Origin of the sequence: Pseudomonas fluorescens (genome assembly GCF_902498195.1) — a bacterium.
In the GTDB taxonomy this organism is placed as follows: domain Bacteria; phylum Pseudomonadota; class Gammaproteobacteria; order Pseudomonadales; family Pseudomonadaceae; genus Aquipseudomonas; species Aquipseudomonas fluorescens_BU.
In genome coordinates, this window is sequence record NZ_CABVIY010000005.1 from 204,801 (window position 1) to 228,040 (window position 23,240).

General features: G+C 61.1%; 20 protein-coding genes and 1 riboswitch. Of the genes, 7 read left to right on the forward strand and 13 right to left on the reverse strand.

Annotation, left to right across the window (positions count from 1 at the left end; all coding sequences use genetic code 11):
• Nucleotides 1-156 precede the first annotated feature (156 nt).
• On the forward strand, nt 157-903 hold the full coding sequence (locus tag F8N66_RS19715) for an RsiV family protein (RefSeq protein WP_150771786.1): 747 nt from the start codon (nt 157-159) through the stop codon (nt 901-903).
• Here the strand turns inward: F8N66_RS19715 and cytX are convergent.
• Together cytX and thiC are read right to left on the reverse strand one after the other, a co-directional pair.
• Nucleotides 872-2,164, reverse strand: coding sequence for a putative hydroxymethylpyrimidine transporter CytX (gene cytX / locus F8N66_RS19720; protein WP_150771787.1), 1,293 nt, complete (start codon nt 2,162-2,164; stop codon nt 872-874). The two genes, F8N66_RS19715 and cytX, sit on opposite strands and share 32 nt — an antisense overlap.
• 186 nt (nt 2,165-2,350) lie before the next feature.
• Complete coding sequence (gene thiC, locus F8N66_RS19725; RefSeq protein ID WP_150771788.1) at nt 2,351-4,240, reverse strand: phosphomethylpyrimidine synthase ThiC; 1,890 nt, start codon at nt 4,238-4,240, stop codon at nt 2,351-2,353.
• Between the two features lie 163 nt (nt 4,241-4,403).
• A riboswitch (TPP riboswitch) is annotated at nt 4,404-4,509 on the reverse strand.
• Between the two features lie 203 nt (nt 4,510-4,712).
• Here thiC and F8N66_RS19730 point away from each other — a divergent pair.
• Nucleotides 4,713-6,146: a TolC family outer membrane protein gene (locus tag F8N66_RS19730; RefSeq protein WP_150771789.1), complete on the forward strand. Its 1,434-nt coding sequence runs from the start codon at nt 4,713-4,715 to the stop codon at nt 6,144-6,146.
• Between the two features lie 88 nt (nt 6,147-6,234).
• On the opposite strand, the gene waaA is transcribed toward F8N66_RS19730, so the two are convergent.
• Together waaA and F8N66_RS19740 are read right to left on the reverse strand one after the other, a co-directional pair.
• Nucleotides 6,235-7,512 carry a lipid IV(A) 3-deoxy-D-manno-octulosonic acid transferase gene (gene waaA, locus F8N66_RS19735; protein ID WP_150771790.1) on the reverse strand — a complete coding sequence of 426 codons (1,278 nt, stop codon included), beginning with the start codon at nt 7,510-7,512 and terminating at the stop codon, nt 6,235-6,237.
• A complete protein-coding gene (locus F8N66_RS19740) occupies nt 7,505-8,425 on the reverse strand; it encodes a LysR family transcriptional regulator (protein ID WP_150771791.1) in 921 nt (306 codons plus the stop codon). Before F8N66_RS19740 ends, waaA begins: the two co-directional genes overlap by 8 nt.
• A gap of 103 nt (nt 8,426-8,528) precedes the next feature.
• On the opposite strand from F8N66_RS19740, the gene F8N66_RS19745 reads away from it, so the two are divergent.
• The 4 genes from F8N66_RS19745 to F8N66_RS19760 all read left to right on the forward strand — a co-directional run bounded on the left by F8N66_RS19745 (nt 8,529) and on the right by F8N66_RS19760 (nt 12,032).
• Nucleotides 8,529-8,861: a DMT family transporter gene (locus F8N66_RS19745; protein ID WP_008004867.1), complete on the forward strand. Its 333-nt coding sequence runs from the start codon at nt 8,529-8,531 to the stop codon at nt 8,859-8,861.
• Between the two features lie 188 nt (nt 8,862-9,049).
• Nucleotides 9,050-10,225 (forward strand): NAD(P)/FAD-dependent oxidoreductase, encoded by a 1,176-nt coding sequence (locus tag F8N66_RS19750; protein ID WP_150771792.1) that lies wholly within the window; start codon nt 9,050-9,052, stop codon nt 10,223-10,225.
• Nucleotides 10,222-11,034 carry an aldo/keto reductase gene (locus tag F8N66_RS19755; RefSeq protein ID WP_150771793.1) on the forward strand — a complete coding sequence of 271 codons (813 nt, stop codon included), beginning with the start codon at nt 10,222-10,224 and terminating at the stop codon, nt 11,032-11,034. Before F8N66_RS19750 ends, F8N66_RS19755 begins: the two co-directional genes overlap by 4 nt.
• A gap of 32 nt (nt 11,035-11,066) precedes the next feature.
• Complete coding sequence (locus F8N66_RS19760) at nt 11,067-12,032, forward strand: metal ABC transporter ATPase (RefSeq protein ID WP_150771794.1); 966 nt, start codon at nt 11,067-11,069, stop codon at nt 12,030-12,032.
• 79 nt (nt 12,033-12,111) lie between these two features.
• Here F8N66_RS19760 and hldE read toward each other — a convergent pair whose 3' ends face one another.
• The 5 genes from hldE to F8N66_RS19785 form a co-directional block, all read right to left on the reverse strand.
• Nucleotides 12,112-13,536 carry a bifunctional D-glycero-beta-D-manno-heptose-7-phosphate kinase/D-glycero-beta-D-manno-heptose 1-phosphate adenylyltransferase HldE gene (hldE, locus tag F8N66_RS19765; RefSeq protein ID WP_150771795.1) on the reverse strand — a complete coding sequence of 475 codons (1,425 nt, stop codon included), beginning with the start codon at nt 13,534-13,536 and terminating at the stop codon, nt 12,112-12,114.
• A 102-nt stretch (nt 13,537-13,638) separates the two neighbouring features.
• Nucleotides 13,639-14,244 (reverse strand): adenylyl-sulfate kinase, encoded by a 606-nt coding sequence (gene cysC, locus F8N66_RS19770; RefSeq protein ID WP_150771796.1) that lies wholly within the window; start codon nt 14,242-14,244, stop codon nt 13,639-13,641.
• The gene (locus tag F8N66_RS19775; protein ID WP_150771797.1) at nt 14,237-14,941 is read right to left on the reverse strand and encodes a sulfotransferase family 2 domain-containing protein; all 705 of its coding nucleotides are present in this window, start codon (nt 14,939-14,941) and stop codon (nt 14,237-14,239) included. Before F8N66_RS19775 ends, cysC begins: the two co-directional genes overlap by 8 nt.
• A 187-nt stretch (nt 14,942-15,128) precedes the next feature.
• Nucleotides 15,129-16,934, reverse strand: a complete 1,806-nt coding sequence (msbA, locus tag F8N66_RS19780) for a lipid A export permease/ATP-binding protein MsbA (RefSeq protein ID WP_150771798.1) — start codon at nt 16,932-16,934, stop codon at nt 15,129-15,131.
• Nucleotides 16,935-16,949: 15 nt separating this feature from the next.
• Nucleotides 16,950-18,122, reverse strand: coding sequence for an O-antigen ligase family protein (locus F8N66_RS19785; RefSeq protein ID WP_150771799.1), 1,173 nt, complete (start codon nt 18,120-18,122; stop codon nt 16,950-16,952).
• 109 nt (nt 18,123-18,231) lie between these two features.
• Here F8N66_RS19785 and F8N66_RS19790 point away from each other — a divergent pair, with 109 nt between their 5' ends.
• Nucleotides 18,232-18,837 (forward strand): serine/threonine-protein kinase, encoded by a 606-nt coding sequence (locus F8N66_RS19790; RefSeq protein ID WP_150772075.1) that lies wholly within the window; start codon nt 18,232-18,234, stop codon nt 18,835-18,837.
• Here the strand turns inward: F8N66_RS19790 and F8N66_RS19795 are convergent.
• From F8N66_RS19795 to F8N66_RS19810, 4 genes are all read right to left on the reverse strand, one after another.
• Nucleotides 18,832-19,926, reverse strand: coding sequence for a glycosyltransferase (locus tag F8N66_RS19795; RefSeq protein WP_150771800.1), 1,095 nt, complete (start codon nt 19,924-19,926; stop codon nt 18,832-18,834). The two genes, F8N66_RS19790 and F8N66_RS19795, sit on opposite strands and share 6 nt — an antisense overlap.
• A gap of 48 nt (nt 19,927-19,974) precedes the next feature.
• The gene (locus F8N66_RS19800; protein WP_150771801.1) at nt 19,975-20,736 is read right to left on the reverse strand and encodes a glycosyltransferase family 2 protein; all 762 of its coding nucleotides are present in this window, start codon (nt 20,734-20,736) and stop codon (nt 19,975-19,977) included.
• A 55-nt stretch (nt 20,737-20,791) separates the two neighbouring features.
• Complete coding sequence (locus F8N66_RS19805; RefSeq protein ID WP_150771802.1) at nt 20,792-21,748, reverse strand: glycosyltransferase; 957 nt, start codon at nt 21,746-21,748, stop codon at nt 20,792-20,794.
• Between the two features lie 85 nt (nt 21,749-21,833).
• Nucleotides 21,834-23,234: a PIG-L deacetylase family protein gene (locus tag F8N66_RS19810; RefSeq protein ID WP_150771803.1), complete on the reverse strand. Its 1,401-nt coding sequence runs from the start codon at nt 23,232-23,234 to the stop codon at nt 21,834-21,836.
• Between the last annotated feature and the right edge of the window lie 6 nt (nt 23,235-23,240).

Below are 23,240 nucleotides of genomic sequence, written 5' to 3' on the forward strand. Positions count from 1 at the left end.
TAACGCGCCCGCGACGTTTGATGCAGCCCCTTTCCCATCAGCGGGATAGACGGTGAGGGCGAAACCCACTCTAATTAGCTTAGTGGCGAACTGACTGCGCCGTTGAGAGTCGAAGCGGGTAACTTTTTGCCTTTCCCTGTTTTATGAAGGACACCCATGTCGCTTTTTAAAATTGCTTCCGTGGCCGCTATCGCCCTGATCCTGGGTGCCTGCCAGAGCCTGTTCCAGCCCAACTATCGCGCGCCGCTGGAAACCACTCGCGATGCCACCGAGCAGCTCAAGCCAGGCTGCAAGGACCAGGATTGCCCGCTGGTGAATATCGACACCCTGCACTTTCCCGCCGAACCTGCGCTGGACGGCATCATCGAAAAACGCCTGCTGCAAATGACCCGCACGTCGCCCGACGCCCCGGTGGCGCCGACACTGGCCGCTTATCGCGAGCAGTTTTTGCGGACCGCCGGGCCGCGCAACAGCAGTTATCTGCAAGCGAAAGTACGCGAGCAGCATGACGGTCTGGTGATCATCGAATTGTCCAGCTACCTGGACACCGGCGGCGCCCATGGCACGCCGGGCCGCGGTTTCATCAACTACTCACGCCAGCAGCAAAAAGTGCTGACGTTGTCGGACATGCTGGTGCCAGGCCAGGAAGAGGCCTTCTGGAAAGCCGCGCAAGTGGCGCACAACAGCTGGCTGATCAGCACCAAGCTCGACCAGGAACCGGAGTTCGTGAAGAGCTGGCCGTTCCAGAAAACCCAAAACGTGGCGCTGACTTACGGCGGGGTGATCCTCAAGTACGAAACCAGCAGCATCGCGCCTTACGCGCTGGGCCATGTCGAACTGAAGATCCCCTACCCTCGCCTCAACGGCATCATCAAGCCCGAGCTGTTTCCCGGCCGTAACTGAACGCTCGGCCCAGCACCAGTTGCAGCAATCCTGCCAGGATCAACGCCGGCAGGGTTGCCCCGACATCTGGATACAGGTTGGCCAGCAGATGATAGGTGCTGACGCCGCCCAGCCAGGCGAGCAGCGCCGGCCAGCGCAAGGCGGTTGACGCCACCTGGCCACTGCGCTTGCGCAGGATGAAGTGATCCACCAGCACCACGCCGAACAGCGGCGCGAACACCGAACCGATCAACAGCAGGAAGTTCTGGTACTGGGCCAGGGGTGCCAGCAAGGCGATCAAGGTGCAGACCACACCGATGGCCAGCGCCAGGTGCTCGACTTTCAGGCGCAACAGAATCCCGCTGGACACCGCCGCCGAGTGAATATCGGCAAAGGCGTTTTCCGACTCATCCAGCAGAATCAGCAGCAGCGGAATCCCCAGGCCGGCACCGGCCAGCGCCAACAGCAAGGCATTGACTTCACCGCTCGGCGCGAACGCCAGGGTGTAGGCGACGCCCAGGCTCATCAGCCAGAAATTACCGATAAAGAAGCCGATCGCGGTGCCACCGAAGACATTTTTCGCCCGCTTGCCGAAACGCGAGTAGTCGGCAATCAGCGGCAACCACGACAGCGGCATGGCAATGGCGATGTCGAAGCCCACGGCGAACGGCATCGAACCGTCACCGGCCTGGGCCCACAAGGCCGCCAGGTCAGCCTTGGCGAACAGGTTCCAGGTCAGCCAGATGCACGCGGCCAGCAGCAGCCAGATGCCCCATTTGCGCAGGATCTGCCGCACGAACGTCAACGGGCCGCTGACGGCCAGCAAGGTCGCCAGTGCGCCGAAGAACAGGGTCCACAAAACCGGACTGGACAGCAGGCTGCCCTCGCTGAACGCACGCGCGCCGAGCAGGCTGGCGGCATCGCGCATGACGATGATTTCGAACGAGCCCCAACCGATCAGTTGCAACAGGTTCAGCACCGCCGGCAGGCTCGCGCCTTTGGCACCGAGGCTGAGCTTGAGTGCAGCCATCGACGACAGGCCGGTATCGCTGCCGATCACGCCGACCGCGGCCAGCAGCAGGACGCCCACCAGCGTGCCGAGGAAAATCGCCAGCAACGAGCCGGACAGCCCAAGGCCTGGCGCGAGCAAGGCGCCGGTCTGCAAGACCATCAGGCCGATGCCGAGGGAGAACCACAGGGAAAACAGGTCGCGACCGCCGAAAACGCGTTTGTCGATCGGCACTGCGATATCGGGGGAGTAAGTGCTGGGTTGAATGCTCAAGGGTGTTATCTCAGAGGAATATTTTGTCATTGAGAATATCGCGGCCTGATCTGCCGCTTTCGCGAGCAAGCCCGCTCCCACATTGGGCCCCGGTCGTACACAGAGTTCGTGTTCGCAGGGGATCCAATGTGGGAGCGGGCTTGCTCGCGAAGACGGCGGTGCAGGCACCGCCGAACTCACGTCAGATCAAACTTTCTGGTACAGCTGACTGCCTTCCTGCTTGAAGCGCTCGGCCTGTTCGGCCATGCCTTGGGCGACGTCCACGTCGACCGCTTCGATCCGCTGGTTGGCCGCATATTCACGGACTTCCTGGGTGATTTTCATCGAGCAGAATTTCGGCCCGCACATGGAGCAGAAATGCGCGACCTTGGCCGAATCCTTCGGCAGGGTCTCATCGTGATACGAACGGGCGGTGTCCGGATCAAGGCCCAGGTTGAACTGATCTTCCCAACGGAATTCGAAACGCGCCTTGCTCAGGGCATTGTCGCGGATCTGCGCGCCCGGATGCCCCTTCGCCAGATCGGCGGCATGGGCGGCGATCTTATAGGTGATGATCCCGGTCTTCACGTCATCCTTGTTCGGCAGGCCCAGGTGTTCCTTGGGCGTCACGTAGCAGAGCATGGCGCAACCGAACCAGCCGATCATCGCCGCACCGATACCGGAAGTGATGTGGTCGTAGCCCGGTGCAATGTCGGTGGTCAGCGGGCCGAGGGTGTAGAACGGCGCCTCGTCGCAGCATTCCAGCTGCTTGTCCATGTTTTCCTTGATCAACTGCATCGGCACGTGGCCCGGGCCTTCGATCATGCATTGCACGTCGTGTTTCCAGGCGATCTTGGTCAGCTCGCCGAGGGTTTCCAGTTCGCCGAACTGCGCTTCGTCGTTGGCGTCGGCAATCGAACCCGGACGCAGGCCATCGCCCAGCGAGAAGCTGACGTCGTAGGCCTTCATGATTTCGCAGATGTCTTCGAAATGGGTGTAGAGGAAGTTTTCCTTGTGATGCGCCAGGCACCACTTGGCCATGATCGAACCGCCACGGGACACGATGCCGGTCACGCGCTTGGCGGTCATCGGCACGTAGCGCAGCAATACGCCGGCGTGGATGGTGAAGTAGTCGACGCCCTGCTCCGCCTGCTCGATCAGCGTGTCGCGGAACAGCTCCCAGGTCAGGTCTTCGGCCACGCCGCCGACTTTTTCCAGGGCCTGGTAGATCGGCACGGTGCCGATCGGCACGGGCGAGTTGCGGATGATCCACTCGCGGGTTTCGTGAATGTGCTTGCCGGTCGACAGGTCCATGACCGTGTCCGAGCCCCAGCGGATGCCCCAGGTCAGCTTCGCCACTTCTTCTTCGATGGAAGAACCCAGGGCGCTGTTGCCGATGTTGCCGTTGATCTTCACCAGGAAGTTACGGCCGATGATCATCGGTTCCAGTTCGGTGTGATTGATGTTGGCCGGAATGATCGCGCGACCTCGGGCGATCTCCTCACGGACGAATTCCGGGGTGATGACTTTCGGCACGCTGGCGCCGAAGCTGTGGCCGGCGTGCTGCTGGTCCAGCAGGCCGGCGGCGCGGGCCACTTCCAGCTTCATGTTTTCGCGGATGGCGACGTATTCCATCTCGGCGGTAATGATGCCTTGGCGGGCGTAGTGCATCTGGCTAACGTTGGCACCCGGCTTGGCGCGGCGCGGGTTGTTGACGTGGGCGAAACGCAGCTTGGTCAGCTCCGGGTCGGCCAGGCGTTCCTGGCCGAAGTTGGAGCTCAGGCCGCTCAGGCGTTCAGTGTCGCCACGGGCTTCGATCCACGGCGAACGCACGTCGGCCAGGCCTTTGCGCACGTCGATGATGACGTTGGGGTCGGTGTACGGGCCCGAGGTGTCGTACACCACTACCGGCGCGTTGACTTCACCACCGAAGTCGGTCGGCGTCACGTCGAGGCTGATTTCGCGCATCGGCACGAGGATGTCCGGGCGGGTGCCCTGAACGTAGATTTTTTGCGAGCGGGTAAACGGCTGAACCGACTGTTGATCGACCTTGGCCGAGTCACTCAGGTTGGTGGCGATTTTTGCTTTTATGGTCATCACGGGCTCTCCAGACAGCATCCAGGCAGTGGAATTTTGTCGGAGCGAACCTGTAACGAATGGACGCACGTAAGCTGGGAAAACCAGCTGTGCTGTGCTCAGTGCTCGAGGGGTGTTCGATTGTCGAACAACATCCCGGACGAAGCACAAGAGGACTCGCCGGGTGACGAGAAATCTTGTTCCCTACGCAGGCGCTAACCTGATCAGGTTCAACGGGATCCGAAATTATTCGATCTCAGCCTCATAGCAAGGCACCCCGACAAGAACGGGGCCAGTCTAGACATAACTGGCAAAGAACGCCAACACCGCTGTAAACACCATGATGAATGGCGCAATTACCGGGAATGTCATGATTGTTGCCGGACGAACGGGCAACTACACTCGCAACGGCCATGCTGCACATTGACGCTGTATGTGCCGCGCCGTAGCCTTGGCGCTCAAATTATCAGTGTAATTTTTTAGGGATCGCCTCATGCTGCGCAAACTCTCACTGGCCGTTGCCGTGTCTTGTGCGTCCAATGGAATGGCCTGGGCAGCAGAAGCGCCCTTATCGACCAAGACCGACCTGGTCAGCGTCTATCAGGAAGCGGTGGACAACAACGCCGACCTCGCCGCCGCCGTCGCCCAATATGGCGCGCAGAAAGAAGTCGTGCCCCAGGCCCGCGCCGGGTTGCTGCCGAATCTGTCGGGGGGTGCCGATGTCACCAGCGTGCGCACTTCGATCGACCAGCCTTCGGCCACCGCCAACCGCAATGCACACTCCTATCAGGCGACCCTGGCGCAGCCATTGTTTCGTGCCGATCGCTGGTTCCAGTTCCAGGCCGCCAAGGATGTGAACGAGCAGGCCGCCCTGCAACTCTCGGCGACCGAGCAAAACCTGATCCTGCAAACCGCCGACAGCTACTTCAACGTGCTGCGCAGCCAGGACAACCTGGCCTCGACCAAGGCCGAGGAAGCCGCCTTCAAGCGCCAGCTCGACCAGTCCAACGAGCGCTTCGATGTCGGCCTTTCGGACAAGACCGACGTCCTGAACTCGCAAGCCAGCTATGACACCGCACGGGCCAACCGCATCGTCGCGCAGCGCCAGGTGGATGATGCATTCGAAGCTTTGGTCACCCTGACCAACCGGCGATACAACTCGATCCAGGGCATCAGCCACAATTTGCCGATCCTGCCGCCCGCGCCAAACGACGCCAAGGCCTGGGTCGAAACTGCAGCCAGGCAGAACCTCAATCTGCTGGCCAGCAACTACGCCGTCAGCGCCGCCGAGCAAACCCTCAAGCAGCGCAAGGCCGGCCATGCGCCGACCGTCGATGCCGTGGCCAAGTATGAGAAAGGCGACAACGATGCCCTGGGCTTCAGCAACCCGAGCGCCTTCGGCCAGCCGTACAAGGGCGATGTCGAACAAACGTCGATTGGCCTGCAACTGAACATCCCGATCTACAGCGGCGGCCTGATCAACTCCCAGGTGCGCCAGTCGTACGCGCAACTGGACCAGACCGAACAACAACGCGAATCCCTGCGTCGTTCCATCGTGGAAAACACCCGCGACCTGCACCGTGCGGTGAACACCGATGTCGAGCAGGTACAGGCGCGCAAGCAATCGATCATCTCCAACCAGAGCGCGGTGGAAGCGACCGAAATCGGCTATCAGGTGGGGACGCGAAACATCGTTGACGTGCTGGATGCGCAACGCTCGCTGTACACCTCGGTGCGCGACTACAACAACACACGCTACGACTACATCCTGGACAACCTGCGCTTGAAACAGCAGGCGGGCACGTTGAACCCGGGGGATTTGCAGGACCTGGCGCGCTGGCTGAAGCCCGACTACAACCCGGACAAGGACTTCCTGCCGCCGGATCTGGCCAAGGCGGCGGCTGAACAGCTCAAAGCCCGGCCTTAAGAAGCAAAAGATCGCAGCCTTCGGCAGCTCCTACACGGGATTGACGTTCACCCTGTAGGAGCTGCCGAAGGCTGCGATCTTTTTCGGGCTAACGCTCGATCAACCGTCCCAACCCATCCAGCAACCGTTGCAACGCGCCCTGGTTGCTGCGCATCACCTTCAAACCCGCCTCCGCCATCCGCTGCGCATCCCGCGGCAATTCGAACAGCCGCTGCACCGCCAAGGCCAGTCCTTCGGCATCCTCCACTTCCTGCAACGCCCCGGCACTGCGCAACTGCGCGGCGATTTCGAGGAAGTTGAACAGGTGCGGACCACTGAGCACCGGTTTGGCCAGGGCTGCCGGCTCCAGCAGATTATGCCCGCCGTTGGGCACCAGGCTGCCGCCGACAAAAGCGCTGTCGGCCAAGGCGTAGAGAAACAGCAGTTCGCCCATGGTGTCGCCCAGCAACACCGACGTGTCGGCGCTGACCAGCTCGCCGCTGGAGCGCCGGACCGTGGTAAAACCCTGCTGCCGGCACAACTCGAACACCGGATTGAAGCGCTCCGGATGGCGCGGCACCAGAATCAGCAACGCATCCGGATGACTGGCCAGCAGCTGACGATGGGCCGCCAGCACCACCTCGTCTTCGCCATCGTGGGTACTGGCGGCGATCCACACCGGACGCTCCTGCGCCTGCCATTGCCCGCGCAACTGGGCGGCACGCTGCAACAGCTGCGGGTCGATGGTCAGGTCGAACTTGATCGAACCGGTGACTTCGACGGTTTCAGTGCGCGCGCCCAACTCGAGAAAGCGCCGGGCCTCGGCTTCGGTCTGCACCGCGAACAGGCTCATTTGCGCGAGCATCGGCCGGGTCAGCTTGCCGAAGCGGCCATAGCCTCTGGCCGAGCGTTCCGACAACCGCGCATTGGCCAGCGCCACGGGAATCCCGCGCTTGGCGCATTGGTGAATATGGTTGGGCCACAGTTCGGTTTCCATGATCACTGCCAGTTTTGGCTGGACCCGGTCGAGGAAACGCTTCGCCGCGCACGGCAAGTCATAGGGCAGATAGCAGTGCTGGATGCGTGGTTCATTGGCGAACAATGCCTGGATACGCTCCGACCCGGTCGGGGTCATGCAGGTCACGGTGATCGGTAGCGTTGGATAACGTTGCAGCAATGCGCGAATCATCGGCGCGGCGGCAATGCTCTCGCCGACGGACACCGCGTGTACCCAGATCCCGCCGGGTTTCATCGTCGGCATCCCGTAGGAGAAACGCTCGCCGATACGCTTGGCATAGGCCGGCGCCTTGCGCGCCCGCAGCCACAACCGAATCGCCACCAATGGCAGCCCCAGGTAAAACAGCGCGGTGTAGAGAGTTCTATTCATGGCGGCGGAGTTTATCGGTTTTTTCACCGATCGCCTGCAGGTGCACGGCAAATCGTTCCGCCAGAAAGCGCGCCGCCGGTCCGAGCGGTTCATCGCGGCGCCAGACCAGTTCCACCACCAGCGCCGGCGGGGCCCACTCACTGTTCAATTCGACCATCTGATCAAGGTAGGTGGGGTACTGCACCACATGGCGCGGCAGCCACGCCCAACCCAGGCCGCGCACCAGCCATTCAGCCATCACGTAAAAACTGTCAGCCCGCCAGACTTGCGGACTGGCCGGTTCACTGCCGGGGTAAATACTCGACTGGGTCGACATCAGCAATTGACGATGCTGCGCCAGTTGCTGGTAATCGACCTGGGCCAGTTTTGCCAACGGATGGTCGACACCGCACACGGTGACCATTTCCACGCTGCCGAGCACGCGCCGCTCCAGCGCTTCGGGGATCTGGTCGTGAAAGAACAGCAGCCCCAGATCGGCGCGGCGCTCCACCAGTTTGCGCGCGACTTCGCCCTGGGCGGCGCTGGTCAATTGCACTTCAAGGCTGGGAAACCGCTCGGCCAGTGCCTCGAAGCTTTCGATGATCGGTTGATAAGGCATCGCCTCGTCCTGGGCCAGGCGCAGGCGCGCCTCCTGTCCACGCATCATCGCCAGCGCCCGGCCATTGAGGCGCTCACATTGGCGCAGCACTTCCCGCGCCTCTTCCAGCAAGGCATTGCCGGCTTCGGTGAGTTTTGGCTGACGGCCGCTGCTACGGTCGAACAGGCTGACGCCCAGGTCGTCCTCCAGCAACGCGATCGCACTGCTGACCGCCGACTGCGCCTTGCGCTGCTCCCGCGCCACGGCGGAAAACGAACGATGCTCCGCTACGCTGACAAACAAGCGCAGCTGCTCCAGATTCCATTGCATGCTCATGGCCAAACCCATCTTCATGGCAGATAGGTAATGACTTTACCGCATCTGAAGAACCTCTAGAATGCCGACCTCAGAGAGCAACACTTCACACGAGGATTGAACCATGACCGCTTACTACTACTTGGCCATCGCCATCTGCGCCGAAGTGATTGCCACTGTCTCGATGAAAGCGGTCAAAGGCTTCAGCACCCCACTGCCATTGCTGTTGGTGATCGTCGGCTACGGCATTGCCTTCTGGATGCTGACCCTGGTGGTGCGCAGCGTGCCGGTGGGCGTGGCTTACGCCGTCTGGGCCGGCATGGGCATCGTGATGGTCAGCGTGGCGGCGCTGTTTATCTATGGGCAGAAGCTGGATGTGCCGGCGATGCTGGGGATGGCGTTGATCGTGTTGGGCGTCGTCGTTATCCAGCTCTTCTCCAAAACCGCAGGGCACTAGACCTGAAACGCGATCTACTGTGGGAGCGGGCTTGCTCGCGAATGCGGTGTATCTGGCAACGTTAATGTCGACAGACACACCGCTTTCGCGAGCAAGCCCGCTCCCACGATAGTTTTGCATCCGCCCTGCAAATCCATTTCTGTCGAGTCTGTATACTTCGCCCTCGTCTTGAACATTGAGGTCGTCGCATGCCATCCGTTATTTCCACCGACGTGCTGATTGTCGGCGCTGGTGTCGCCGGCCTCTGGCTGAATGCGCGCCTGCGCCGCCAGGGTTTTTCGACCGTGCTGGTGGAAAGCGCCACCCTCGGCGGCGGGCAAAGCGTGAAGTCCCAGGGCATCATCCACGGTGGCGCCAAATACGCACTGCATGGCGCCCTGACGGGTGCTTCGGAGGCCATCGCCGACATGCCGCGGCGCTGGCGCGAAGCCCTGGCCGGTGATGGCGAACTGGACCTGTCCGGCGTCCGCCTGCTGTCCGAAGCCCATTACCTGTGGTCCCCCGGCACGATTGCCGGCAACCTCACCAGTTTTTTCGCCAGCAAGGCCGTGCGCGGTCGCGTCGATCAGGTCAAGGGCGATCAGCTACCTCCCGCGCTGCAAGACAAGCGCTTCAAGGGCAAGGTCTATCGCCTGGCGGAACTGGTGATCGATGTGCCGAGCCTGATCCAGCGCCTGGCCGACCTGGCGGGCGATGGTTTGCTCGCCGGCCAGAAGATCGAACCGCTGCTGGACGGCGGCGTACTGGTCGGCCTGAAGGTGGACGGGCGCGAGATACGCGCCCAGCGCATCGTCTTGAGCGCCGGTGGCGGGACGGCGGCGCTGCTTGAGGCGCTGGGCCTGAGTCAACCGGCCATGCAGCGCCGTCCGTTGCACATGATCATCGCCAAAGGCCCGGGGCTCAAACCGCTGTATGCCCATTGCCTGGGCGGCGGCACCAAGCCGCGCATCACCGTGACCACCCACCCGGCGGCCGACGGCCAGTGGGTCTGGTACCTGGGCGGCGATATCGCCGAAACCGACGGTGTGGCCCGTGAACCCGCCGAACAGATCGCCACCGCCCGGAAAGAACTCGGCCAGTTGCTGCCCTGGATCGACCTGAGCACCGCGCAATGGGCCACCTTGCGGGTAGATCGCGCCGAGCCGCTGCAAACGGGGCTGACCCGCCCTGACAATGCATTTCTCGCCGAGGAAGGCCGGTTGCTGGTGGGCTGGCCGACCAAACTGGCGCTGGCGCCGGACTTCGCCGACCGGGTGATCGCCAGCCTTGAGCGTGACGGCATTCAACCCGGCCCTGTGAGCGAGTTGCCGCCCCTGCCAAAACCACCAATGGCCGTTCCCGCTTGGGAGGAGCTGCTGCCATGAGCCAACCGACCCTGCACGACCTGCATCGCCCCCTGGGCAGCACCGGCCTGCGGGTGTCACCCCTGGGCCTGGGCACGGTAAAACTCGGCCGCGATCAAGGGGTGAAGTATCCCAATGGCTTCCAGATCCCCGACGATGACGAAGCGCGCATGCTGCTCAAGCTGACCCGTGACCTGGGCATCAACCTGATCGACACCGCCCCCGCCTATGGTCGCAGCGAAGAACGCCTCGGCCCGCTGCTGCGCGGGCAGCGTCAGGATTGGGTGATTGTCAGCAAGGTCGGCGAAGAGTTTGCCGACGGCCTGTCCCGCCATGACTTCACGGCGGCACACACGCGACTGTCCGTGGAGCGCAGCCTGCAACGTCTGGAAACGGATTTTATCGATCTGGTGCTGGTGCACTCCGATGGCAACGATCTGGCGATCCTCAACGATTGCGAGGTGTACGAGACCCTCGCCGCACTCAAGGCCGAAGGCAAGATTCGCGGGTTCGGTTTTTCCGGCAAAACCGTCGAAGGCGGTTTGAAAGCACTGGAGCAAGGTGATTGCGCCATGGTCACCTACAATCTGAACGAGCAGACCGAAAAGCCTGTCATTGACTATGCTGCTGCTCACGGCAAAGCCATTCTGGTCAAAAAAGCCCTCGCCAGCGGTCACGTGTGCCTCAGTCCGGGGGTGGATCCGGTGCGCGCCAGTTTCGAACTGTTGTTCGAACATCCGGGTGTGGCCAGTGCTATTGTCGGGACCATTAATCCGCTGCACCTCGCCCACAACGTCGCGACCGTTGCCCAGGTCCTACGTAGCAACTGATGCCGCCCACGCGGCCTTAAGCAGGAGCCGACATGCCGCGTACGCTCATAAGAAAGAACCCGAGCAACTTCAAGACCCTGCCGTTATTCGTCGAAGCGACTCCCGAAGGCCTGAGTTACCAGAGCGTCGGAAGGCCGCTCAATTTCTCCCAGATCCTGCAACGTCGCCGCCCGGTGGCGGTCGCCGACACCGAGCGCTTCTCCCTTGAGCTGGCCAACCTCGGCGTCTCGGTGCGCCTGACGCTGCATTGGCAGAATCGCGATTACTGGGTGTTGGTGCGCCAGCGTCGGCAGGACCGTGGCGATGTGGTGCTCAAGTTGATCTCCGGCTATGTACCGGCCCACGAACTCAACCTGCCGCTGCACACGGCGATCCAGGAGATTGCCGAGGAATGCCTGTTGGAAACCCCGGAAGGCTGGCTGGGCGGGCGCTTCAACGACACCTGGCTGCCGGCGCCCTACGCGTCGGCCCTGCATTACCGCGAAGCCCTGCCCTTTCGCCTGTCGCCGCTGTCGGGCTCGGCGCGGCCGGTGCGGTGCGCCAACCAGCCCTTGATCGAACGACCACGGGCCTATGTACACTTGCCGACAGCGTCGCTGCAATTGATCTACGATCTGCGGCTGGATGTGCCCAAGGAAGCCAAATCCTTGAGCCTGTTTCATGTCGACGAGCGACTGGAAGGCGATCAACTGGTGGCCCGTCTCGACCGCAAGCGCCCGGACTTGTACCTGATGCCCTTGCAGGACGGTCATCCTCTGGCCGAACTCTACACCTTGAAAAAAGATCAACTGTACCCGGCCAGTACCCGCGGCCTGTACCTGGCCGAAAGCTTTGCCCGACAAGAGGGCTGGGTGGTCAAGGATGAGCGGATTCGCTGGAAGGATTGGGTGCGCCAGCAGGGTTTGACCCCTTCGAAGGATTCGGGCCTGGCGCTGCTGCGAGGGAAGGCGAAGCAACTGCTGAAGAAAATCGTACCGCGAAAAAAAGTCAGCTCTTAAAGCACAAGATCGCAGCCTTCGGCAGCACCTACAGGTGTACACCTGTAGGCGCTGCCGCAGGCTGCGATCTTTTCAAGCGTCACTCGGACTTGCGGATCTTCTCGACAATCGCGGTCGTGGAGCTGTTTTCCACCAGCCCCAACACTTTCACCGTCCCGCCATAAGCAGTCACGATGTCCGCACCGACCACCTGGTCGATCCCGTAGTCACCGCCCTTGACCAGCACATCAGGCTTGACCTCGCGCAGCAGGTTTTCCGGCGTGCCTTCCGGGAAGCTGATCACCCAGTCCACCGCGCCCAGGCCTGCCAGCACGGCCATGCGCCGGTCGACACTGTTGATCGGCCGACCCGGCCCTTTCAGGCGGCTGACCGACGCATCGTCATTGACCGCAACGATCAGGCGGTCGCCCTGCGCCCGCGCCTGTTCCAGGTAGGTCACATGGCCGGCGTGCAGAATGTCGAAGCAGCCGTTGGTGAAGACGATCTTCTCGTTGTGCGCACGGGCGTCGTCAACGGCCAGCAGCAGCTGTTCCAGGCCCAGCACCCCACGCTCCGAACCCTCTTCACGCTGAATCGCACGACGCAATTCCGGCGCGCTGATGGCCGCCGTACCCAGTTTGCCGACCACGATGCCTGCCGCCAGATTGGCCAGGCCTACCGCGTGCGGCAGCTCCTCGCCTGCGGCAATGGCCGCCGCCAGGGTGGAAATCACCGTGTCGCCGGCACCGGTCACGTCGAACACTTCACGGGCACGGGCCGGCAGGTGCAGCGCCGGATGATCGGGGCGCAACAGGGTCATGCCGTGTTCGCCACGGGTGACCAGCAAGGCGCCGAGCTCCAGGTCGTGCATCAACTTCGCGCCCTTGCTCACCAGTTCGTGCTCATCGGCACAACCGCCGACGATGGTTTCGAATTCGCTGAGGTTCGGCGTGATCAGGCTTGCACCGCGGTAGATGGAGAAATCCTTGCCCTTGGGGTCGGCCAGAACCGGAATGCCACGGGCTCGGGCGGCCTGGATCAGCACCTGGTGATTTTTCAGCGCGCCTTTGCCGTAGTCGGACAACACCAGCACCTTGATGCCATCGAGCAATTCGTCGACTTGAACGGACAACGCCAGGGCGTCGGTGGCAAAAGGCTCTTCGAAGTCGATACGCAGCAGTTGCTGGTGACGGCTCATGACCCGCAGCTTGACGATGGTCGGCTGGTGCGCGACGCGCTGAAACAGCGCCCGCACGCCGGCACCCTTGAGGCTGTTGGCCAGGCTGTCGGCGGCTTCATCGTCGCCGGTCACGCCAACCAGCGAGGCCGGGGCGCCGAGGGCGGCAATGTTCAACGCAACGTTGGCGGCACCGCCCGGGCGGTCCTCGATGTGATCGACCTTGACGACCGGTACTGGCGCCTCAGGGGAAATCCGTGAGGTACCACCATGCCAGTAACGGTCGAGCATGACATCGCCGACCACCAAGACAGGGGCTTGATCGAATCGCGGCATGGACAACTTCATGGAGCAACCCACATACAAAATGAACAGGGGCGCGATATTAACACAGGGCAGGCACCGGCTAGTGTGACGGCTGCAACAGGATCATTTGCCCCTGTCTACTGCTCATTTAATGAACAATAAATCTGACAGTCGCTGGCAGGCGTCCGCCATGTCCAGCACCTGTGTATCAATTTCGCACTCAGCGCTCAACGGGGCTTCGTACGGACTGTCGACGCCAGTGAAATCCTTGATCCGACCCTGCCGGGCCGCGAGGTACAGGCCCTTGGGGTCGCGCTGTGCGCAAATCTGGAACGGCGTAGACACATACACCTCGATGAAATCGCCCTCGGCGAAAAGCCGACGCGCCGCCTCACGCTCGGCCCGGAACGGCGAGATCGCGGCCACGATCACTATCAGTCCGGCATCGACCATCAGGCGCGCCACCTCGGCCATTCGCCGGATGTTTTCCCGACGACTGTCGGCGCTCATCCCCAGGTCACGGCAAAGACCGGCGCGCACATTGTCACCATCGAGCACAAACGTGTGGAATCCCTGTTCATTGAGTTGCAGCTCCAGGGCGTTCGCCAGGGTCGATTTACCCGCCCCGGACAACCCCGTCAGCCAGACACAACGCGCCCGCTGCGACTTGAGCGAGGCTCGCTCAGCGCTCGACAGCGATAACGCATAGGGTCTGATCCGGGGAGTCGATACCGACAGGGCCTTATTCATAACCGAGCATCTCGTAATCGCGCTGGTACACCCGACGCACCAGGCGACGGGTGCGCGTTGAGCAAAAGCCTCGCGCAAGCACAGGATGGCGCTGCTGCGAGATGTTGACGTGGGGCAGCAGTGCCTCATGCCCCAATTGCTCGCAGACCCGTTTGAAATCCCGCTCCAGGTGCTCCTGATAACCGATGAAATCCAGCGCCAGGCAGCCCAGGGAGTCCGTGAGAAAGTCCGTCTGCGCCGCGAAATGCAGCTGCCGCTGAATGGTTTCGGGGTGAAGCCAGCGGGCGACGAAATCGTCGAAGTCGCGGTAGTGCCTGACCAGTTGTTGCGCAGGTTGATCGCGTCGACTCAACGTGTTGCCACGCAAATAAGCGTAAGCGGAGTACGCCCTCTCCAGCGGATCGCGAACAAAGGCAAACTTGAAACTGTGGGCAAACTGCTCGGGAAATTGCTGTTCGTACCAATACAGCGGCAAGTGTCCGGGCGTCCACCCGTCGAACAACGCTACACAGACACTGCTGCCGGCGCATTTGGGGACATGGATAAACAGGCATGAACGCTGCGTGAAGTGCCGGGGATACCGCAAACTCGCCGACATCGACTTGTTCACCACCTGACGGTCCACGACCGATAGCCGGCCCAGCAAGAAATGTCGTTGCCGCTTGGGCAATAGCTTCCAGATCAAACGTTGCAACATTGCAATACCCGCGCGAAAGGATGGCCCTCTCGATTGAAGTCAAAGTTCGTTGAGGAACCTTAACAAGCGCGCTGCCGAAATTTATTCAGGTTTGGTCAGGAAACGTACCGGTCTTGATACAAACGCCCGGACGCATTGCACGCCGGGCATGCAACAGGGTAAGCCAGGCTCACCCTGTTGCCACAGGTCAGGCGATGTCTTCGGCCGGAGCGTCCAGGCCCATCGCATGCAGACGCGCGTAGTAGCCGTTTTGCGCCAGCAGTTGGGCATGCGTGCCGCGCTCGACGATCTGGCCCTGGTCCATTACCAGGATCAGGTCGGCCTTTTCGATGGTCGACAGACGGTGAGCGATGACCAGCGTGGTACGCCCCTTCATCACCTGGTCCAGCGCCGCCTGGATATGCCGCTCGGACTCGGTATCGAGCGCGGAGGTGGCCTCGTCGAGGATCAGCAGCGGCGCATTCTTCAACAGTGCCCGGGCAATCGCCAGGCGCTGACGCTGCCCGCCGGACAGCAGCACGCCATTTTCCCCGACCTGGGTGTCCAGGCCGTCAGGCATTTGCGAAATGAAATCCATCGCATAGGCATCGGTGGCGGCTTTTTCAATGTCGGCGCGAGGAGCGCCAGCCAGGTCACCGTAGGCGATGTTGTTGGCAATGGTGTCGTTGAACAGGGTCACGTGCTGCGTGACTTGCGCCACGTGTCGACGCAGGTTGCGCAAGCGATAGTCTTCGATCTCGACATCATCGAGCAGGATTTCGCCAATGTCGTGGTGATAGAAACGCGGAATCAGGCTGGCCAGGGTCGACTTGCCACTGCCTGAGCGACCGACCAGGGCGATCATCTGCCCCGGCGCCGCCGAGAAGCTGATGTTCTTCAGCACTTCACGCTCAGTGCCCGGGTAGGTGAAGCTGAGGTTGCGCACCTCCAGATGGCCGTTGATGCGATCGCGCTCGACGGTGCCGTTATCGACTTCGGGCTCGACGTCCAGTTGCTCGAAAATGCTTTCGGCACCGGCCACGCCTTTCTGGATGGTCGAGCTGACTTCCGACAGCTGCCGGATCGGCTTGGGCAGCAAGCCGGCGGCGGTGATGTAGGCCACCAGGTCACCGGCCGTGGCATCACCGCGCAGGAACAGCACCAGGAACATCAACACCGCCATGGCGGTATAGATCACCAGCTGCAGCATCGGCGTGTAGACCGCACCGGTCTTGGTCATGCGTAATTGCTTGTCGGTGTTGCCCTGGCTGGCGGCGGCAAAACGCTGTTCTTCATAGCTCTCGCCACCGAAGCTGCGCACCACGCGATAGCCCTGGATGGTCTCGGAAGCCACGTGCGTCACGTCGCCCATGGCCACCTGGATCTTCTTGCTCTGCTTGCGGAATTTCTTGCTGGTGTTACCCACCATGAACGCGATCAGCGGCAGGATCGCCAGCATCACCATCGTCAGCTTCCAGTTCATCCAGACCAGATAGGCAAACAGGAAGACCACGGTCAGGCCTTCACGGATCACCACCTTGATGGCATCCGTGGCGGCACCGGTCACCATGGTCACGTTGAACGTGATGCGCGAGATCAGGTGCCCGGAATTATGGGTATCGAAATAGCGGTTGGGCAGCACCAGCAGCTTGTTGAACAACTCGACACGCAGGTCATGGACCAGCCCCAACGAAACCTTCGCCAGGTAATAGTTGCCCAGAAACGAGCCCAGGCCTTGCCACGCCGCGATCAGAATGATCAGCAACGGCACGGCCATCAGCAACTGCAAGTCCTTCAGATAAGGTACGGTGGGAAAGAGCACCGCTTCAGGGTTGCTCAGGCCATCGACGAAATATTTGAGGATCCCGGCCAGCATCGGCTGTGTGGAGGCAAAAATGACGAAGCCCACGATACTCAGCAAGAAAAGGCCGACATAGGGTTTTACATACCCCAACAGCCGAAAATAGATTTTCAGGCTGGAATCCTGTCCCGCTATAGGCGGTGCATCAGTCATCGTAGAGCTCACTGGTTAGGAAGAACGCGAAATTTTATCACAAGCGCCAGGATTGACCCGCGCCCATACCAAAACACTGGCCAGCGCCACGGGCAGCCAACTGATGAACCATTCGGGTCGCGGCGTACCACTCAGGCTGGCGGCGTCGAATTGCATGGCCAGGGTCGAGAACAACCAGATGCCAATGATGCCCCGGCCATAAAACGTTTCCCGGGCTTTCCACGCCGCACGCAGTACCGCGAGCCAAACCGCGCACCACAATAACAGCCCCGGCACGCCCAGCTCGATGGCCACGTGGCTGAACAGGTTATGCGCATGGTCGAAATACTGGCCGGAAGCCAATACCTTGTAGTCACTGCCCAGGCCCAGGCCGAGCCACGGGTGTTGCGCAATCATTTGCAGACTCGCCATCAGGATCTGCGGGCGAAAAGACACGCCGCGCGCCGTGACCAGCGACTCGAAAAACCAGAACGCCAGGAATGCCACGAGCAATGCCCCCGCCGCGACAATACGGCTGCGTCGGTCGCGGCACCAGATCGGCATGGCCAGCAGTGTCAGAAACAACGCCAGGGCAGCGCCACGACTCTGGCTGAGCAGCACGAACACACCCAGCAAGACCAACGCAGCGGCCCAGACTGCCTGCAACCATCCAGTACGTGGAGCCCAGAGGACAAGCCACACCGCCGCCAGCCCCATGACATACCCCCCCAGAATCGGATGAGACAATTCGCCCAGGCCTTCGGCGCGTGCCGTCCAGACGTTGCCGGCAATCACATAGAACGTGACGATGGAGACCGCCGCCGTGACCGCCAGCCCGATCCCTCCCCACTGCATGAGGCGGATCACGTGCTCGGGCCGGCCATTGGTGAACACCGGGAAAAACAGCAGAAACACGACGATGTACAGCAAACGCTTGGCCTCGCGACTCAAGTCCGGCGCGTTCGACCATCCAAGGCTGATCAGCGACCAGAGCAAGAGCCCGAGCAGCGGCAGGTAGAGCCAGCGCTGCTCACACATCAATTCCTTGAGTCGGACCCGAGCGGACCAGGCGAACAATAGGGCCGGCAACCAGAGCAAGGCGATCAAACCCTGCTGGTAGACCTTGTTGGTAGGCGCAACGGCGATGGCCAACAGAAACCACAACAGACCGATCGTCATCCATGCTTGCGCCCAGCGTTTTTCGTGCATCAATTTGCTCCTGAGAGAGTTCGCCCACCCAACTGGCATGGTTAAAGCTGAAACTTTTCGGCATCATTGCCCGCTACAGCGCCCCGTGCTTCCAACAAGGCTTTCTACGATGCAATGTTCTCGGCTTCCGCAAGCCGCTCTAACTCAAATGATTGATGGTGCCAGAGTATTGGAGGCCGACAGTTACGGGCCGAAAGTCTACCTGTTGCCGGATGGGAATATTCTTAAACTGTTCCGCCGCAAGCGGATTTTTTCATCGGCGCTGATCCGCCCCTACTCCAAACGCTTCATCGACAACGCCATCGAACTGCAAAAGCTGGGCGTGCCGACCTTGCAGGTCCTGCAATATTACCGACTGGAAGCGCCAGGCATGACGGCCGTTCTTTACCAGCCGTTACCCGGAGAGACCCTGCGCCAGATCGCCAGCAAGGAAGGTTTCACCTGGCCGCAGGCACTGCCAGACCTGGCCGGGCTGATACGCAGCCTTCATCAATCGGGGATTTATTTTCGGTCGCTGCACTTGGGCAACATCGTGGTCACGCCCGATAACCGAATGGGCCTGATCGATGTGGCGGACATGCGCTTCCTGCGCAGGCCTTTGCCTGCGCGCTTGATCAAGCGCAACCTGCAGCACTTCGCCCGCTATATTGCGCGCGAGAACCTGAACGAGAGCTTTCCGATGCAGGCGCTCGAACAGGCAGTGCTGCCGTCATGAGAGCAAGGCGCGGGCGGTCTGGCTGAAGTTCAGCCAGGACTGTTCGGGGGCCAGTGCCTGATATTGCTTTGCTGCGATGGCTTCAGGGGAAGTGCTGAACGCTCCGACAATGGCATCGCGCCAGGCTTCCACATCGCCAACCGGGGCGTACCATCCGCTATCCGCCAACTGCTCGCGGAACACATCCAGCTCACTGGACAGCACCGGTACACCGGCCATCACCGCTTCTTGCATGATCAATCCAAGGCCCTCGCTCAGCGATGGCATTGCGACCCAGTCGAACGCACGATAGAGCTGCGCCGCGTCGTCCAGATGTCCCGGCAGCAAGACCTTGTCGCGCAGCTGCAGGTGATCGATTCGCGCCTCCAGCTCGGCACGCGCCGTCCCTTCGCCAATGATCACCAGCTTCAGATCGGGTTGCTCATGCAATGCCCCGGCAAAGGCATCGAGAAGACAGCTGAAACCTTTGCCGGTGACCAGCCGCCCCACCGCACCCAGTACAGGCGTGCCATCCACCGACAGGCCGAGCCGGCTTCGTGCTTGCTCTCGAGTCAATAACGCGTTGCGAAACTCCTCCGGATCAAAGGCACTGCGCAAGGTCGTGACGGGCACTTGCAGGTCCTGGTTCAACGAGGCCGCCAGTGTGTTTGAGACTGCAACCAACGTGAGCTGGGAGGGCGCAAGCCGCTTGAAGAGCACTCGATCAGATGGATGCAGTCGTGCTGAACCATGGAAAACCACCACGGCACGGATGTGCGGCAGGGATTCGAGCAACGGCAGCAAGGTTCGTGCGACGCCCAGGCCATCGAGCAGCAAAAGGCGTGCATCGCTGTACTTGAGGGCACTCTTGAACCGGGCTTGCATCCACGGCCTGGTCAGCCGCCAGAAATGCCGTCCTTTAAGCCGGGCGGAGGACAACCCCCACTCCCGCACCTCGCCGACGCTCACCCCGCATTCGCCCGCACTTCCCTGAAGCAACCAGGTTTCAACCGGCACGGGCGGCGAAGCCTGGGACAATATTTGCTGGTGCACCTTATGAGTTGAGGCAAACGGAGCGCCGCCAGCCCACATGACGTTGAGAATACTCATAGTGCGAGAAGCCAGTGGAAGGGTTTCTGGAGATTAGCAGCGGTATATCTAGTTGATGAACCAGCCAATGCAGACTCCCAGCAACAAGGACAATACGAACTTGATCTGATCGCGCCGGTTGCGGCGCGCCTTGCGTTGACGCTCCACAGACGTCTGCACGTGCAGGCCGAAACCCGTGTGCATGACCGCGTCCGCTTCGAGCGTCAGGGCAGCCAGATTCAGTTCTGCATACCGCTGTGACAGTGCCTTCTCACCACTGTAGCTGGTAAATGGAGCACACAACCGGTATTCCTTGATCCGGCGCAGCCCCGGGTTCAGCGAGAAACCCTGCCATTCCGGTTTGTCGGAGATCAAGGGGTAGCAGGCCACCCCACCGACGATTTCCCGGGCGCCCAGACGAATGTAAGGGCTGTGAACCCGCAGGTCATGATTAAAGCTGCGCAACCATATCTGCAGGATGTCCGGGCGCGCTTCGAGAAGGGTCATGGAGTCTTCAACAAACCCCGGACGATAGAATTCCCAGTCATCTTCGCAATGGAAAATATAGGACGTGCTGACGTGTTCGTACGCCAGGTCAATCGAAGCCAGCTGACCCAGTTTCGGCCGGTTGACGAACACCGTGCAGTGTTCCTTCCAATGGGCAGGAATGATCGCGTGCACGCCTTCGTCGCCCGCATCTTCAGTGATGAAGACTTCACGAATGGGCGCTGTATTGAATTGATCGAAGCTCTCAAGCGTAATCTTGAGCAGATCCAGTCGGCCACAGCTGGTGACCACTAATGTGATGTCACTTTCTTTGGAAAATCGCACTTGATTCTCAGTAACCGTTAGGGTCGCAGCAATATCGATTGCTGGACAGAACTTGTCAAATGCCCAGTTTCAGGCGAATTTTTTCGAGTAGGCCCAGCGGTGCACGCTCACGCAATGCCGGTTCCAGCTCTTCAACGATGCGCTGGCCGATGCGGGCAAAACTGAACTGGCTCACCGCCAGTTCGCGCCCATTGCGCGCGATACGCTGCGCCAATTCCGGATCGCTGCGCAACAGGGCGAGTTTTTCCTGAAGCTGCGCAATACTCTGATAAAACACCACGTTGTGCATATCCTGCAAACCCAGCGCCTGGCTTTCCGCCGCCCCCTGGTCATAGGCCAGCAATACACAGCCACAGGCCATGGCCTCGAAATTCTTGATCATGAACTCGCCCATGCCGACATCGGCACTGACGAAAAAGCGAATGCGATTGAGCGTGTCACGGTACTCGTCACCGGATTTGGTGCGCGTGACCACCAAGGGTTCGACCCGCCCCAACTCGTCGAGCAACGCCTTGCGACCGCTGTAGGCCACACTGTTGGTACTGCCGACGAAGGCCAGTTCAATATCCCGTTCGCGGCCCTGATCCTCAAGCTGTGTCTGGTCGTACCCCTTGGGAACGAACACCGCATCAAAACCCTCTTCGCGAAGGCGTTCGGTGACGACAAAACCGGAACTGATCACCCGCGCCCACGGCAGGCGGCGGTAGTGCGCGCTGAACTTGCCGGTGTACTTGCAAGGGATGTAGTTCTGGTAGGCATCGTGTTCGAGAATCACCAGGTTCGGCACCGTGCGGATAAAGCCGACCTGACGGATCTCCTGTTTGAAGCGCAGGAAAAATACGATACGGTCATACCGTGTCACATCGATTTCGCGCCGGAAATAGCTACGCAGGTTGCGTTGCTCATGGCTGCTCAGCCACCGCAGGTCGCACTCGCAATGATCCGCCACCGCGTCGTACAAACGGTCCAGAATGGCCCGCTGTTCTTTCTGCACCAGAAATAAAACTTTCATCGTCTTCCTTGCCGCAACAGGCAAACCGAGCACCACCTGAAACCCTTCCCGCTCGCAAGCCGGGAGATTTCAGGCCCGTACCACCTTACAAACGCCAGAACAGCTCATGGCGGCGAACAGCCTTGCGAAAAAATTCGTTTTCACCGTAGGGCGAACTGGAACGCCCAGCCAGCAACCGTTGCAGACCGCGGCGCATACGCCGCTTGAACGGGGCGCGAGGTTGCAGGTCGTGCATCATGCCCAACGCCATGGCCTTGTCGCGCTGCTGCGCCTGAGTCAGCGAAAGGCAGTAGGGATGCAACAACGCCTTCGGCTCGAACACCGGTGGCAGCGCCACACCCGTCTCGGAGTCACCCATTGGCCAGCGATCATTGTCATGCAAGTGATTGGCGTAACCGAGTAACGTCGGTTGCCACTCGAGCCCTTTCAACGCCTCGATCACCGCGGCCTGAGCGCAAATATGATCAGGGTGCGGGTCAAGGACCGGGTGCGGCAACACAATCACTTCAGGTTGCGCCCGCAACAGCACCTCTCGAAGATCGGCCAGCAGGTTGTTCCAGGTCGGCGCCCCGTCGACATCGCCCGGGAGGGCAAACGGGTTCAACTGGCGGAACAATCGGGTATCGCTCAGATCCGCTTCTCGCGAACCCGCCGGCTGGTCGGGCGAAGCCTGCATGGTTGCCAGTTGCAGGCAGAAGTAGCCCAGTTGCACACAATGGGCTTCAGGCACGCCGGCCCAGCGCGGCACGGCAATACTGTCCCAGGACCGCAAGCGGCCTTTGAGCCGCGCCGCCTCGACTTTGTCCAGCCCCATATGCTGATAGTGTTCGGCTTCGATTTCACCGGCGGTCAGCGTGACGATCCAGGTTTCGTCCGCCTGGCTGTACAGGCCGTACGCCGCCAGCTCGGCATCATCGGCATGCGGCGCGATGACCATGACCCGCTGACGACGGTAATCAGGATGCTCGAGCGCCCACAGCACAGGCTCGCCGAGCAACCGGCAAAAACGCCCCCGCAGTCGCAGCTCCCCTCGCGACAGCACTTGTGCCTGCCCACTGAGGTTGAGGTAGCGCAGGCCGTTCACACCCCGCTCGAAGGTTTGCCGGTCCGGATTATCCCCCCCGGACAACTCGACCACCGGATCGAAGAAACGCCCCAGCCAGGTGCTTTTGATTCGCAGCGCCAATATCAGCGTCGCATCGTCCACCAGCATGACCCCCTCGTCCAGCCGCAGGCGATCGCCCTCCAGATGAACCTTGGGTTGTGGGGTATAGGGCGGAAAGTTGTAGCGGTAATCGTCCTTCGACGAATAGAACAGATGATCGGCAAACCAGGCTTCGTGAGCGACCCAGGTCAGCAACGGGAGTAGCAGGCGCACCCACCAGCTCACCACCACGGCGATGCCAATCAACACCACCAGCGCGATGAACAGGCCGATGTTCTTGTTGCGCCGATGGCGCTTGAGCAACTGCTGTTTGCGGCTCATGGGCTG